The organism is Paenibacillus sp. FSL E2-0151 (genome assembly GCF_037993015.1).
In the GTDB taxonomy this organism is placed as follows: domain Bacteria; phylum Bacillota; class Bacilli; order Paenibacillales; family Paenibacillaceae; genus Paenibacillus; species Paenibacillus amylolyticus.
In genome coordinates, this window is sequence record NZ_CP150308.1 from 3985883 (window position 1) to 4000416 (window position 14534).

Consider the following 14534-nt stretch of genomic DNA (forward strand, 5'->3'; position numbering starts at 1 on the left):
ATTTCAGATATTAGTTTACATAATATTAATTATGTTTAAATATCCATCATCCAAATCAATAACAAAAAAAGCCTGTCACTTGGACAGACTACTTTTCGGATTAAATATTGGCTTTTTTCTTCTAATATGTCGGAAGTTTTACGTCCAGCAGAGCCATAGCCTCTTCTTTCTCCCTACTGGTGACGTGTGTGTACACGGTTGTTGTTTGAATCGATGCATGACCAAGCAGTTCCTGTACCGTACGCAAGTCGGCTCCACGCCGTAACATCATGGTCGCGAAAGAGTGACGCAGCTTATGACTGGAGTAGTTTTGACGTTGATTGGCTGGTGATTCCTGCTGGAAACGTTCAAAGGTTTCCGTAGATATGAGCTGGATGCTGCGAATCGACAGTCTCTTCCCTTTTTGCGAGACAAATAGTGCTTCCTCTTTTGGCCGCCAAGGATCGAGACGCTCAGCCATCGCTTGAGATAATACTTTTGCCACAGTCTCCGGTACAGGGAGTGAGCGCCATTTACGACCTTTACCAAATACATCCAATGTACGCCGCTCTGCATTATAGTCTTTGCAATCCAACGCATGCACTTCTCCAACCCGTAATCCCATATATCCCATCAATAGAAAAACAGCCAGATTACGTGTACGATACTTGCCTTCTACCGACTCCAGAAAACGTGTCAGCCCACTTTCATCAAGGAAAACGGGCGCACGGTTTTTCTCGGTTTTGGATTTTTTGATCCCAAACGCCGGATTATTCGTTAACAATTCGAGTTCAATGAGGGACTTGTAAAAACAGTTCACCGCCGCATGTTTGCGATTTCTCGTGGCATCACTAACCCCACGCTCCCGCGCGCGGGACAGAAAAGACAACACATGCAGCTTTTTGACCTGCTCCAGTGACTTCCCTTGAATGGAGACCAGGAATTCCACCACGTCACCCGTGTATGATTTTACCGTATGGCCTGTATATCCGGCGTCCTTCATCCATATGTGAAAAGCTTCTAGCTCGTCCGCATATTGCTCCTGAATCTCCTCGGTCATCATCTGTCTACGTCACCTCAATTCGGTTCTTTATAAATTGACTAAGATTATTTACACGGGCACTGCGATGACAGAACAACCTTCCAATCGCTGTTATCCCCAGATTTTTCTGATTCCCTTTTCTCAAGGGAAAAATCCGTGGATAAAGGCGAAGCGTATGCTTCCGAAGTAGCTTTCTTGCAGAAAACTTTTAGCTTCACTTTTTCAGGTTCTTTCTGTCCTCTCCGTTTTCGTGTAAATGATTAGTTCAATTTATATATTTATTATAAAGCAGTGCTCTACGCTTCATCCACAATGACAACATCAATCAGTGGAATGATCGTTTCGGGTTTGCCTTGATTGCGAGTAAGTACAAACGATGGCAATGGATTCTCGTGCAACCCATTCACGGATTCACAGATCTGAGTATACAGATCCATATGCAACGTCTCGCCTTCACCCGCCACATCAATAACAGGCCAATCGTTCTGAACGCAGGCAGGCCAATAAGCCAGCTCATTCGCAGGTACGATACTTAATTGCTGAATGGACGGATCAATACGGTAGATCCCTTGCCGTTCAGGTTCATCGCCCAGCTTGTCCACGGCGAGTATTCGAGCAGACTGCTCATCTGGTGCAGAATAGAGTGAATAACACCACGGAGTCACGCCCCAGGCAATTGCCATCAGCCCCTCTTCCAGCAACGTATCTGACAGATTCCCTTCGGCAAATTGCTCGATCAGATTATGGTTACCCGGTCCCATCAGTGCCTCTACGCGTTCAGCGAGTCGAGGCAGGTCAGCGAGAATAAATCCTCCTCTCCCGTAGGAGTCAAACACATGATGGTTTCTGCTCCATACAGCTTGAGATGGTGAACTCAACGACGCTGCTTGTGCCGGGAAAAGCGATATATATACGGTGATAACTTGCGCATACTTAACCATTGCAAGTTGTTCAGGTTCGAGTGTACCTTCAGCAATACGAGGTGTTTTCATATGCAGGGAGATTCGAAGTTCGTATTCCCCCTCTTGAAATGCTTCCCAACCAAGATTAACAGACTGTTCAACGCCTTCAATAGATGCAATGGAGATTGAACTATCCGGTTTCAGGTTAACAGCATACTGCACGTATGCCAGCTCCTGACCATAGATGATATTGGCATCCTGACGATTGACCGGTGAATCCAACTGTTGTGCAATGACAGATACCTTACGTCCATCCTTCAGAAGACGCTGCGGATCAATATCTAACTGTAGGTCACCTGCACCTCCTGATTGTGAAACAATTAATTGTGCCTCTGCAAGTACAGATGAGTCAGCTAATGCAAATCCAAAAGCTGCGTTTTGATGATTTGAATTCGTATGTAATGGTGTGTTCATGATACATCCCCTCTCTTATGTCTGATGGCATGTCACATCCCCAAATATATTTCATATTTGGCTTAGCCGCAACCCCGCCCCCGTGATTAAGTTCGTCACGTCCCTTATTACTTACCCATATATGAAGAAAATCCCAACCCTCCCCTGCTGTTATCTTCCTTTATCTTTCTATATAAAAAAATCCCCATCCCGCTTCGCCTAAGCGATACGAAATGAGGAAAATTGAAGATGTTCTCGGTTAAAGACGTTCTCAACTAATCTATTTATCCTTTGCCCTGAAAGCACTCGAGATCCGGCGTTTCGGATTCAGATGACTGTAATGCCTTCCATACGCAAAGTAGATAATTAATCCGATGATCAACCAAGCAAAAAACGTAATCCATGTCAGCGCCGCAAGGCGTGTCATTAAGTATACACAACCCAAGGCACTCAGAATCGGAATCAGCGGCACAAGTGGAACGCGGAATCCGCGTTTGAGATCCGGGTTATTTTTACGCAACACAATAATGCCCAGACTTACAACTGCAAAAGCAAACAACGTTCCGATGTTCGTAAGCTCCGCCAAATGACCCAACGAGATGAACCCGGAGAACAAAGCGACGATAATGCCCGCAACCCATGTCCCTACCGCTGGTGTCTGACTCTTGCCACTAACTTTGGAGAAGACAGGTGACAGCAGGCCGTCACGAGACATGGAATAGAGCAGACGTGTCTGACCATACATCATAACCAGCAATACGGTCGTAATGCCGGCAATCGCTCCAAGAGATACAATCCAGGACAATCCTTTCAATTGAACAAATTCAAATGCAAACGCAACTGGATCACTTACATTCAACTTGTTATAAGGCACAATCCCTGTGAGGATCAACGATACAACAATGTAGAGAACCGTACAGATTGCCAGTGACGCAATAATTCCAATCGGCAAATCCCGTTGTGGCTGCTTAACTTCTTCTGCCGCTGTAGAGACCGCATCAAATCCGATGTAGGCAAAAAATACCGTCGCTGCCCCTGCAGTTACACCCGAGATACCAAAAGGCAAAAATGGCTGCCAGTTGGTTGGCTCTACATAGAAAACACCTACACCAATGAAGATCAACACCACGATAATTTTAATCGCTACCATAATGCCGTTCGCACGAGCCGCTTCCTTCACCCCTCGGGTAAGCAGAAAAGTGATAATTAACGTAATGACCGCAGCTGTGATGTCAAAATAGGTTCCCTTTTCCGGGCTGAACGCACTCGTAAGCGCATGGGGTAACTCCAGCCCGAATCCGGACAACAACGTTTGAAAGTATCCAGACCATCCACTGGCTACCGCCGCACTCGCAAAACCATACTCCAATATCAGATCCCATCCCAGAATCCAGGCAATCACCTCTCCAAAAGCCGTATAGCTATAGGTGTACGCACTGCCCGAGGCCGGTATGCTTGAGGCAAATTCCGAGTAACATAATGCCGCGAATGCACATATGATACCTGCCAGTAAAAATGACAGTACAAGTCCCGGGCCGGCATACGTTGCGGCAGCTACACCAGTCAACACAAAAATCCCTGTGCCGATAATGGCACCTACCCCGAGTGTGGTTAAGTCCAACGGACCGAGCGCCCGTTTCAATGCACTGCTGTTATCGCCCCCGGAGGCAATTGGTTTTTTGCGAAATAATGAAGATCGTTGTTTGTTCTCACGCATAGTCATGTTCCTCTCGTCATGAATCTTGAATGTGCTATGGATGTAGCAGCGATTGGATGGCTTCCCATCTGTTCTATGAAAAAGTCATTTGTTCTATCTTATCGATCACCTATAAAAACCTATCGAATTCTACACGTTATCGCGTTGCTTGGTTAAATTTATTTTTGAAGATCACTTATTTTGTTCTTTTTCCGCGAAATTTATCATGATCTGTTGCACGTGGATGAATATGAAAATGGATTTAAAACAAAACTGCGTATAATTTATATTATGCGCAGTTTTTATGAGCCTTAATTTTCGTGAAAAACACCTTATAATCCCTGTTATCCGAAGTCAAGAAAAAGAGAGCTCTTTTCGTCTTTTTCTGCTGTCCCTTCCTACCTTATCCTGTCTAATTCCACGATATGAAGGCACGTAAAAGAGCCACATATCATTATGCGGCCCTTTATTTCTTGCTATAGGTAGAGGTGTATATAAAAATACGAACTGACTTCATTTCAGGTTTTTATGAAAAAGTAAATTATGAGAAAGCAATTCTCTCTGCATCTGACATCCGGTATTGGGTTAACAAATAATCTTTGCTCTGCATCGCCGCATGACGAATCGCATCCAGATCAACATTCAACAGCTTACCCTCTCGCTTCACGAGTCTACCTGCCACAAAGACCGTATCCACGTTGGATGGATTGGCAAATTGCACAACAGCGCCGATTGGATCATGAACGGGGAACATATTCAGATCGCTGGTACGAATCATGATCAGATCCGCTTCCTTCCCTGGGGTCAACGTACCCACCTTCTGCTCCAATCCCAATGCCTGGGCACCAGCTGAAGTTGCAAATCTCAGTACTTGGCTGGACTGCAAGTTCAACTCACCAGGCATCTCACCCTGCTGCAAAAGTTGTTCATTGGCTCTGGATCGTTCAGCTTGAAGTGCAAACTTCATCTGCGAGAACATATCTCCGCCTGTAGACGTCACTACATCTACACCAAGTGTAGGTGTTCCCCCATGTTCAAGAAAATAGCCGGTGGCCGGATATCCATGACCCATCATCATTTCAACCTCAGGTGTGACCGACAAGGAAGCGCCGCTATCTGCCAGCATTTTGTATTCATCCATGCCCATGGTGTTACCATGAACGATATTCACCCGTGGACTTAAGAGTCCCGCTTCGTACAAGTGACTGATCGAGCGATCCACAGATCCCCAACTGCCAAATCCGGCATGCATGGAACAGATCGCATCCAGTTCTTGTGCTAGCTCGATCTCTTTCACGGTTGTATCCCAATGACTGAACTCCGGACCACGAATGGCAAGCCCATAAGTAAGCAATTGATCCCGTGATGAAAAATAACGTTCTTTGACTCTTCTCACATCATTGATCGAATACGTGAGTTGACTATCCCGATTCCAGTAGTCCGTCTCACCAGGGACTCCGTGAGCAAATACCGCCCGAATGCCAGCATCCTGAAGTCCACGAATCAGTTCATCCGTATGGTCAGGGGAATATGGCATGCTCCAATCCATTACTGTCGTCACTCCTGCGTTAAGCGCTTCCAAGGAACCGAGCAGATTGGCAATATAACTATCTTGTGGGCGGAGCTTGCTTCCCATCGCACCATAATAGAGATTTTGCAAATAAACTGGTAACGACCAGTTGGTTCCCGCTGTTTTGACAAGTGATTCCCACATATGCCGATGCGTGTCCACCAGCCCAGGCATAATAATCATCGATGAAGCATCAATGATCTCCGCATCCGGAATATCCAGGTCGGGCTGAATCGCCATGATCAGTGAATCCTGAATCAGAACGTCCGCCCTCTTATACTGTCCAATTTTAGCATCCATCGACAACACACAGCCATTTTTCAACAGATAACTTGTCCGCACAAGAAACATCTCCCATCTATTTTGGTTTGAAAGACGATCACATCCTGCTTACGAATCTGTACTGCTTCTGACTATTTTTTCGCTAGTATATATACATTATATAGTTATTGTTAGTATTTATCAATTTTGGAATTTGCGTTTCGCCCGAAATCTTCTGACCTTCATCAGATTGCCACACATCTTATCATCACAGTACTTCTGTGTTCTGCTTCGGGTATCATCATAGAACATCCAGCGACAATCCGAATTATCACAGATCCGAATCCTGCCGCCTTCTCCCTCCACCAAAGTCATGGCAAAATCAGCAGCTACCTCAGCCATAACCTGATGCCAATGTGCTTCTACAGCTACCAGTTTGAGTTTCAGTTCCTGATCAATTGTAGTCAATGTCCTTCTCACATGCCCTGATTCCATAACGCCGTTCAACCATTGTTTTTCTATATCCGTTAATGATGCTCCAGAAGATAAGCGGGCTCCAAGAGCTATCAATTCATTCCTGAAATTTCTCATCGACAACTCCTCTTCTGGAGATGCAGGGACAGAAGCGTTAAGTTGCCATCGTTCCAGAAAATCTTGCTGCCAGTTCGCCTTCCCAAGTCTGTCCTCCGATCGATCTCCCCCACGCCAGTCGTGATAATCGCTGTTTACAAAATCGGTCCATAACCTGTCCATATATACCTCCGTTTATTGTAACCATCTAATTAAACAAAGAAAGTTACAACTCGTCTTTGATGTGTTATATTAAGTGTAACCTTATTAATCAGTTTTAGCTAGTTACATCACAAATCACAATTATACGCAAGGAGGAAAAGGCAATGACGAACACAACAGCACTAGATGTGTTACTTATTCAAAAGGATGATACTTGGGATCAATGTAATTGGATTGTACCTTTGTCGAAATCCTTGGAGGGCCTTACAGCAGAACAAGCAGCCTGGATTCCACCCTCAGGGGGATTAAGCATCTGGCAGTTGGTTAACCATATGTATTATTACAACCATCGCTTATTATGTCGCATGCAAGGTAAGGAGCCTACCCTTCCTGCTGTAGACTCCAATGAATACACATTTGGGAATCCGGGAGATGCAACGGATGCAGCTGGTTGGAATACACTGATGCAGGGTACAACTCGATTAGCCCAGCAGTTGCGAGATCAATTAGCTGCACTACAAGAGTCTGATCTTGAAGCCGCATATATGGACTCCGAAGAGAAATGGGCACACGAACTGGCTCGCTGGGTACTCCATGATGCGTATCACGCAGGCCAGATCGTGCTCCTTCGCAGACAGCAAGGAAGCTGGAAAATCGTTTTCTAAAAAAAATGCTTGAACTGCTAGCGCTTACAGGAATAAGATGAACTTATTAATGTTACAGCTTGTTCAACACACTATATAATTGAATAGGATCTTCGGGGTAGGGTGCAATTCCCAACCGGCGGTGATGTTCTTCGGAACCAGCCCGCGACTCGCTAATTGTTCTTAACGAAGGACATTCAGCGACTGACTTGGTGTGAATCCAAGGCCGACGGTACAGTCCGGATGAGAGAAGATCAACACATTGACATGCCGTTCACGGGAAGGCCTCTTTCCTGACGCATGTCCTTGGATGAGCCCCCGTTTATTTGGTATATACCAAAACGGGGGCTTTTGTCGATTTTGCCAACTGAAGATTCCGTGTTCTGACGAAGGAGTCCTGAATATGGAAAAGACATCAGCAGCATCACCTGTTTACCGCAAGGAACGAAGTAATACCGGATTCTGGCTTGTAGTTCTCGGCGCCGCCTTATGGGGTGTCGACCCACTCTTCCGCATTATTTTGCTAAATACGATGACCTCCACGCAGATTGTACTGGTGGAACATATCATCGTCAGTCTTATTGCCATTCCCGTACTGTGGAAATTTCGGGCTGATCTGAAAAACCTGCGTGCTCGCCACTGGATTGCCGTGATTTTTATCTCATGGGGAGGATCAGCACTCGCAACGGTATTGTTCACCATGGCACTAACACATAACGATCCGAATACGGTACTTTTATTGCAAAAAATGCAACCACTCTTCGCTATCGTGCTGGCTAAACTGTTATTAAAAGAAACGTTGCCACGTCGCTTCGGTGGATTGTTCTTCATTGCATTAGCAGGAACGTACCTGCTTACATTTGGCTTCACATTGCCATTAGGTAACTGGGACAACTGGATTCATGCCGGAAGCTTGTTATCCCTTGGGGCTGCTGCCTTATGGGGAGGTTCAACCGTTATGGGACGATTGATGCTGGGTCAGGCGCGTTATGAAACGGTCACCTCCCTGCGCTTTGTCGTTGCTCTTCCCCTCCTGATCTTTATGACGTGGAATGAAGGTGCAGCATGGACGTTCCCGTCCGGAACGGGTGAACAGACCGCTGTCATCCTCAACATTCTCGGTCAGGCATTGTTGCCAGGTTTGCTCAGTCTTCTGTTGTATTACAAAGGTCTGTCGTCAACCAAAGCCTCTGTTGCAACACTCGCAGAACTTAGCTTCCCGATGGCGGGTGTGTTGGTGAACTGGATTGCTTTCCGTACACTGATTACATGGGAGCAGCTGCTTGGTTTTATTCTGATCTGGGTGGCCCTCTTCGCCATTTCTAGACAGCAGGAAAGATCATCAACTGCGGCCGATGCTGCACCAAAGCTTCGTACAGAGTAAGTGGATATATGTGAGGTTCTCATATCAACAAATAGTCAAATATAAAAATAAAACCATTGCACATCAAATAAGATGAGCAGTGGTTTTTTATTTCCATGACTCGATATTACTCGATCATTTTCTCAATTAGCAAAATGATCTATTAACCCTTTGCTTTATCTCTATTTCGCAAATGCAAATCCCCCTCTTTTCCCTCCAACCTCATAACGAGTATGCATATCATCGCACTACGTCTCTTCTATCTTTTGTCTTTTGTCTAATCCGGTGGTACGATGACATATGGAATAAACAGATGAAATATATTCAGAGAGGAACGATCATAATGTCTTCATTCTCATATACCTCCTACGACGCCGTAGGTTTGGCTGAACTGATCCGATCCCGGGAAGTATCCCCGGTTGAAATGCTTGAAGCGGCGTTTGCACGCCTTGAAGAAGTGAATCCGCAACTTAATGCGGTTATTCGTACATATGAAAATCGCGCACGTGAGGAAGCTGGTTTGGTTCGCCCTGGAGAACAACCTTTTGCCGGTGTGCCCCTGCTCCTGAAAGATATCTCGCAATCCTTGGAAGGTGAATTTCTGACTTCAGGCTCCCGTTTGTTCAGCGAGCATCGTGCATTACGCAATTCCAATTTTGTCACTCGACTCCGTGATGCAGGCTTTATCTTCATAGGACATACCAATACTCCTGAATTTGGTTTAAAAAATATTACCGAGCCCCGTCTTCATGGTCCAACTCGCAATCCATGGAATATCAATCACTCCCCAGGTGGTTCAAGTGGTGGTGCCGCTGCTGCTGTAGCTTCGGGTATTGTTCCTCTTGCCGGAGCCAGTGACGGAGGAGGTTCGATTCGTATCCCGGCTTCCTTTAGCGGATTGTTTGGGTTAAAGCCAACCCGCGGGCGCACACCTGTAGGACCGGGAGTTGGTCGTCAATGGCAAGGCGCATCGATTGATTTTGCCCTCTCTCGCTCGGTTCGGGACAGTGCTGCATTGCTTGATACGTTACAAGTCATTCAGCCCGAAGCTGCGTTCCATGCTCCACTCTTTCCAGGCAGTTACTTCGCTGATATGAGCTATCCACATCAACGCAAACTGAAAATTGCATACACAACGGATTCACCCGTGGGTACACCTGTCAGCGCAGAAGCCAAAGAGTCTGTATACAAGCTCGTGCGCTGGTTGGAAGAACAAGGTCATCATGTTGAAGAAAAACTGAGTCCCGTCAACGGAGTTCGGTTGATGGAGAATTATTACATGATGAACAGTGGTGAGATGGCTGCGATGATCTCTTCCATGGAACGATCCATGGGCCGGGCTCTGACCTCCGAGGATATGGAGATTGAATCCTGGGTTCTCGCTGAAGCTGGCAAAAAGGTGTCCGCTGCGGAATTTGTACATAGTCTGGCTGAGTGGGATGTAGCTGCAGCGCAGATGTCCACTTTGTTTGAACGCTATGACTTCTACGTCACACCCGTTAATGCTTTTCCTGCGCCTAAGATTGGTGAATTAACACCTCATGACGAACAGATCCGTAATCTGATGCGAATTAGTGAATTGGACAAGACCCAGCAGCAGCAACTCATCTATGAAATGTTTGAGCCAAGTCTTACGTATACACCCTTCACCCAGCTTGCAAATCTGACAGGCCAGCCTGCGATAAGTGTGCCTCTGCATATGACACCTGAAGGTTTGCCAATGGGCGTTCAAGTGATGGCAACCAAGGGACGCGAAGATTGGTTATTACATCTGGCTGGACAGCTTGAACAATCAGACCTCTGGATCGGGATGAGAGGTAATCCACTATTTCCAGCATAAAGACGTATTATGTGGTGTGTTAAATTTACCATTGGATGTTCCTGCCTGAGTACAGAGTGCATCGCCATAAAAGTGCATGAAAGCATCATCTGCTCCACATACTGAAAGCAAACAGTAGCGGAGGAATGTAACAGATGAATACGAATCAGCGCCATAAACAGTCTTATCTTATCCCAGCCAAAACGGGATATGCCTTGAAAGTAAACAAGGGTTCTTTACTACGCATAACGGATCTGGAGGGACAGCAAGTCATTGATTTTGTGGCATATGATGCTACGGATGCTAACCATCGCTTGGATCCCGGCGTGACAATGGACGTATTGCGTACTTATCGAATTAAACCAGGACAATTTGTATATTCCAATCAGTATCAACCTTTACTCAAGATTGTCCGTGACACCGTTGGGGTACATGATTTCTTCAACTCTGCTTGTCGTCCAGAGATGTATGAGGTGTTATACCACAAAAAGGATCACGCCAGTTGTTATCACAATCTGAACACGGCACTAGAACCCTTCGGAATCTTACCGCCGGATCAACACTATCCATTTAACCTGTTTATGAAGTCCGTTGTAGACAGTGAAGGCAAGATTGATGTTGTAGCTCCCGACTCTCGTGCAGGTGATTATATCGAGATGGAGGCATTAATGGATCTCACAATTGGGCTCTCCGCTTGTCCTTGTGAAGAAAGCTCATGCAACGGATACAACTGCACCCCAATTCAATTGGATGTGGAACTTTAACAGAATAACAAGGCCTTGACGCAGTATGAGATAAAAGTAGTTTGTTCTAATTCACTCCTTACGGGAATACGATGACTTGTACCCATTTTCTGTGACGACTGGTACAATTCATCGAACCCGTTAAGGAGTGAACGTGTTTATGTCTGTACTGTTCAGTTATATCATTCTGGGAATATCATTGTCCGCTCCAATCGGTCCGATTAACGCCGCCCAACTCGACCGTGGAGCCCGCCACGGATTCATGCATGCTTGGATTCTAGGGCTCGGAGCTATGTTTGCAGATTTGGTGTATATGCTGCTGATTTATTTTGGAGTTGCCCATTTTCTGGACACGCCGTTCATGCGCTCTTTTCTCTGGTCATTTGGCAGTTTTATTCTGATTTACACGGGAGTGGAAACGCTCTCGAAGCTAAAGCAAGGCATTCAAGGTACATCTACTGCGGAAGCAACTGTTCGAAAATCTTTTATTTCCGGATTTTTGATGGCCCTGTCCAATCCACTGAATATATTATTTTGGCTGGGGATCTATGGCTCTATTCTCGCGACAACTGTGAAGCATACGGATACTGCTCATTTGCTACTCTACAGTTCAGGCATATTCATTGGTATCCTGGTATGGGATGTCATTATGGCTGGAATGGCCAGTCGATTCCACAAACATAGCAGTGAGAATGTATTGCGCTGGATCTCTATCATTTCGGGAATCTGCCTGATCGGATTTGGTTTGTATTTTGGGTACGAAGCTGTACGTTCCATATTTTTCTGACAACAAAATCAGGCTGGACAGTCACCCAACTTCCCCGACATTAATACTGTAACGGTATCATGTGGAATGGAGTTGGGAATCAATGGCGGAGCTGTATAGTGCCGACGAAATAAACACCTTGTTTGAGCGTCTTCCATCTTGGCAGCAGGACGCTTATTCGCAATTTGGTAAAATGATCGCCGACGAAGATAATACGTATCCATGTGTACCTGGACGAATGGGATTTCTGTCAGGACATTTGAGGTACGGATTTACGTGTGACCCCCGATCTGAACATGCTGCCGAAGATATGGCCGATCTGCTTAGACAATATGGTCCTGTCTCCAGAGACACCGGTCATTACGCTTCGATGGTCGTGATCTGTGAGACACCAAGTGATCTGAAAGATCATACAACGGTAGAGCAATATCAGACGTTATTCTGGCAAATGCTTAATCGGGTAAGTTCACACGATACCGAGCCGTGGCCGGAACATATTTCAACCGATCCTCATGATTCATCATGGGAGTTTTGCTTTGGCGGAGAGCCTTACTTTTGTTTTTGTGCAACTCCTGCACATGAACTCCGAGCCAGCCGGCATTTTCCTTATCTCATGTTTGCTTTTCAACCACGGTGGGTATTCGAATCCATTAATGACAACACCCCTCTTGGCCGTAAAATGAAAACCTTAATTCGCAAACGTCTCGCTGCATATGATGCTGTACCTGCTCACCCTTCGCTGATGTGGTATGGTCAGCAGGATAATCTGGAATGGAAACAGTATTTCCTGCCTGATGATGAGCAGACACCTTCCAAATGTCCATTCATGCGGATGAAGCAAGCCTTAGGCAAGTTGACGAAATAATCTTAAAGCACTCATTAATCCGTTGTACGACCTCCACGAAAGTTGCTGAGAGTTGCTTATGGTTTGGATGGTGCTGACTGCGATGCTTTCGAGCCACGTACCTTATGAACAACATACGTGATGATCCCAAGGAACACCAAAAGTCCCACACTTGCCAGCAGACCCGTTCTGCTGGCTTTTTCCATCGCTGTCCCAGCCACAGCAGCCACAATTAATACTATGGCAATCCACACTTTGATGCGATTCCACTTCACGGGCTTCATTTTTTTAATGTACGTGATGCAGATGAGCAGCCATGTATACATTAATACCAGACTACCTGCTGTCGTCACATATTCAAACAAACTCTTGGGCATCCATAATGCCATCAACGTAGACAGGACTAATCCAGCCGCTGTGCAACACAATGCCTGAAGTGGCATGTCCTTTTTTCCCCAGGTCTTCGTGAACAGCTTTGGTGCATCTCCATCTTCCGCGAGTTTCACCAACATGGACGTAATGGCATATAACGAAGCCACCATCGTCGAGAATCCGGCTATAATCAGAATTCCGTTGAGAATGTGGACCACAACAGTGAATCCAATGGTTGACATGGCTTTGACAAGCGGACTTTCATCTGGAGTTAACTGAACTGAAGGCACAAGCAACAGGATCAACGCAATTGCAATCACATAGAGTGTACTCACCGTCAATAGCATTACTCGACCTGATTTCACTGCATCTTTTGGTTCTTTCAGGTTAGCTGCCATCAAACCCATAACCTCGATCCCGGCAAAAGCAAAGAATGCATAGATGAAACCGGTCCATACGCCTTTACCTCCATGCGGGAACCATTCATTCTTCAATTGCTCGGGTGTGACTTTTACAGGTAACCAACCCAGACAAGCCGCTCCTGCTATAGCTATAAATGCAACCGTTGCAGCAAGTTTGATTACAGCAAGAATATTCTCCGTTTTGGTTAATCCCTTCGCTCCCAGTGCAGCAATGAACAGACCTATAGCGGCATAGATCGCAACAAATGCCCATAGCGGAAACTTGGGAAACCAGAATTGAGAGAACAGCCCAAGTGCCGTTAATGAGCTGCCCATGATGAGCATTTCAGAGAACCAGTACATCCATCCACTACCAAAACCAGCCCAAGGTCCGAATGCTTCGCCCGCATACGTTCGAAAAGCGCCTTCCTTTGGATCATCTGCAGTCATCTGTGCCAGCGCACCAAATACAAAGTAAGTACCTGCCGCCGCCAGCACCAACAATATAAGTACGGATATGCCGGCCCAATGAATCGCTAGACTGGTTCCCAGAAAAAATCCCGTTCCCAGTGTGCAACCCGCGCCAAACAAGGATAGGCTGAACCAACTTAGTTTTTCGTCGTCGTTTTTACGGTGTTGCTGACTTTTCATGAAGCTCCTCCTTCTGCCTTATCCCCTTACGATTTGCAGGTCATGGAGGTTTTATGTCTGTATTGCCAAAAGAATTATTATTAGTTTACATAATAATTAATATGTTATTATCATTCTTATAATTAATTTAAGCTGTATGCTTTTAGAGATTATTCATAAAGATATATTTTCAATTTGATTTAAACCCGCAAAAAAGTGGTTGACTTCAATCGCTTAAAATGGTTTTCCTTTTAAACTTGGTGGTGCGTCAATGTGGCTATATGAGAGATGGTAACTAAGGTGAGAAAATGATCTTT

General features: G+C 45.6%; 12 protein-coding genes and 1 riboswitch. Of the genes, 6 read left to right on the forward strand and 6 right to left on the reverse strand.

The features are described from left to right. Positions 1–121: 121 nt before the first annotated feature. The 5 genes from MHI55_RS17990 to MHI55_RS18010 all read right to left on the reverse strand — a co-directional run bounded on the left by MHI55_RS17990 (position 122) and on the right by MHI55_RS18010 (position 6656). Positions 122–1042 carry a tyrosine-type recombinase/integrase gene (locus MHI55_RS17990; RefSeq protein WP_047843346.1) on the reverse strand — a complete coding sequence of 307 codons (921 nt, stop codon included), beginning with the start codon at positions 1040–1042 and terminating at the stop codon, positions 122–124. Positions 1043–1317: 275 nt separating this feature from the next. Further along, complete coding sequence (locus tag MHI55_RS17995) at positions 1318–2397, reverse strand: hypothetical protein (protein ID WP_340386548.1); 1080 nt, start codon at positions 2395–2397, stop codon at positions 1318–1320. Between the two features lie 259 nt (positions 2398–2656). Next, positions 2657–4093 carry an amino acid permease gene (locus MHI55_RS18000; RefSeq protein ID WP_340386549.1) on the reverse strand — a complete coding sequence of 479 codons (1437 nt, stop codon included), beginning with the start codon at positions 4091–4093 and terminating at the stop codon, positions 2657–2659. A gap of 520 nt (positions 4094–4613) precedes the next feature. Beyond that, entirely contained in the window at positions 4614–5993 is a 1380-nt protein-coding gene (locus MHI55_RS18005) for an amidohydrolase family protein (RefSeq protein WP_340386551.1), read from the reverse strand. A 111-nt stretch (positions 5994–6104) separates the two neighbouring features. After that, positions 6105–6656, reverse strand: a complete 552-nt coding sequence (locus MHI55_RS18010) for a CGNR zinc finger domain-containing protein (RefSeq protein ID WP_340030559.1) — start codon at positions 6654–6656, stop codon at positions 6105–6107. A gap of 143 nt (positions 6657–6799) precedes the next feature. Between MHI55_RS18010 and MHI55_RS18015 the strand changes: the two genes are divergently transcribed. From MHI55_RS18015 to MHI55_RS18040, 6 genes are all read left to right on the forward strand, one after another. Beyond that, entirely contained in the window at positions 6800–7300 is a 501-nt protein-coding gene (locus tag MHI55_RS18015; protein ID WP_036673799.1) for a DinB family protein, read from the forward strand. Positions 7301–7384: 84 nt separating this feature from the next. After that, positions 7385–7538: riboswitch (FMN riboswitch) on the forward strand. A gap of 144 nt (positions 7539–7682) precedes the next feature. Continuing rightward, positions 7683–8663, forward strand: coding sequence for a DMT family transporter (locus MHI55_RS18020; RefSeq protein ID WP_047843351.1), 981 nt, complete (start codon positions 7683–7685; stop codon positions 8661–8663). Positions 8664–8985: 322 nt separating this feature from the next. Beyond that, positions 8986–10482: an amidase gene (locus MHI55_RS18025; protein WP_340030560.1), complete on the forward strand. Its 1497-nt coding sequence runs from the start codon at positions 8986–8988 to the stop codon at positions 10480–10482. Positions 10483–10616: 134 nt separating this feature from the next. Further along, a complete protein-coding gene (locus tag MHI55_RS18030; protein WP_340030562.1) occupies positions 10617–11225 on the forward strand; it encodes an urea carboxylase-associated family protein in 609 nt (202 codons plus the stop codon). A gap of 139 nt (positions 11226–11364) precedes the next feature. Continuing rightward, entirely contained in the window at positions 11365–11991 is a 627-nt protein-coding gene (locus MHI55_RS18035) for a LysE family translocator (protein ID WP_017688112.1), read from the forward strand. 82 nt (positions 11992–12073) lie between these two features. Continuing rightward, a complete protein-coding gene (locus MHI55_RS18040) occupies positions 12074–12835 on the forward strand; it encodes a YqcI/YcgG family protein (protein ID WP_036613709.1) in 762 nt (253 codons plus the stop codon). 56 nt (positions 12836–12891) lie between these two features. Here the strand turns inward: MHI55_RS18040 and MHI55_RS18045 are convergent, their stop codons facing one another. Next, positions 12892–14238 (reverse strand): amino acid permease, encoded by a 1347-nt coding sequence (locus MHI55_RS18045; RefSeq protein ID WP_340386553.1) that lies wholly within the window; start codon positions 14236–14238, stop codon positions 12892–12894. Positions 14239–14534 lie beyond the last annotated feature (296 nt).

Excerpts from the sequence above, each read along its gene's own strand:
- MHI55_RS17990 (WP_047843346.1), bottom strand. The coding sequence starts at position 1,042 with ATGATGACCGAGGAGATTCAGGAGCAATATGCGGACGAGCTAGAAGCT.
- MHI55_RS17995 (WP_340386548.1), bottom strand. The coding sequence starts at position 2,397 with ATGAACACACCATTACATACGAATTCAAATCATCAAAACGCAGCTTTT.
- MHI55_RS18000 (WP_340386549.1), bottom strand. The coding sequence starts at position 4,093 with ATGCGTGAGAACAAACAACGATCTTCATTATTTCGCAAAAAACCAATT.
- MHI55_RS18005 (WP_340386551.1), bottom strand. The coding sequence starts at position 5,993 with ATGTTTCTTGTGCGGACAAGTTATCTGTTGAAAAATGGCTGTGTGTTG.
- MHI55_RS18010 (WP_340030559.1), bottom strand. The coding sequence starts at position 6,656 with ATGGACAGGTTATGGACCGATTTTGTAAACAGCGATTATCACGACTGG.
- MHI55_RS18015 (WP_036673799.1), top strand. The coding sequence starts at position 6,800 with ATGACGAACACAACAGCACTAGATGTGTTACTTATTCAAAAGGATGAT.
- MHI55_RS18020 (WP_047843351.1), top strand. The coding sequence starts at position 7,683 with ATGGAAAAGACATCAGCAGCATCACCTGTTTACCGCAAGGAACGAAGT.
- MHI55_RS18025 (WP_340030560.1), top strand. The coding sequence starts at position 8,986 with ATGTCTTCATTCTCATATACCTCCTACGACGCCGTAGGTTTGGCTGAA.
- MHI55_RS18030 (WP_340030562.1), top strand. The coding sequence starts at position 10,617 with ATGAATACGAATCAGCGCCATAAACAGTCTTATCTTATCCCAGCCAAA.
- MHI55_RS18035 (WP_017688112.1), top strand. The coding sequence starts at position 11,365 with ATGTCTGTACTGTTCAGTTATATCATTCTGGGAATATCATTGTCCGCT.
- MHI55_RS18040 (WP_036613709.1), top strand. The coding sequence starts at position 12,074 with ATGGCGGAGCTGTATAGTGCCGACGAAATAAACACCTTGTTTGAGCGT.
- MHI55_RS18045 (WP_340386553.1), bottom strand. The coding sequence starts at position 14,238 with ATGAAAAGTCAGCAACACCGTAAAAACGACGACGAAAAACTAAGTTGG.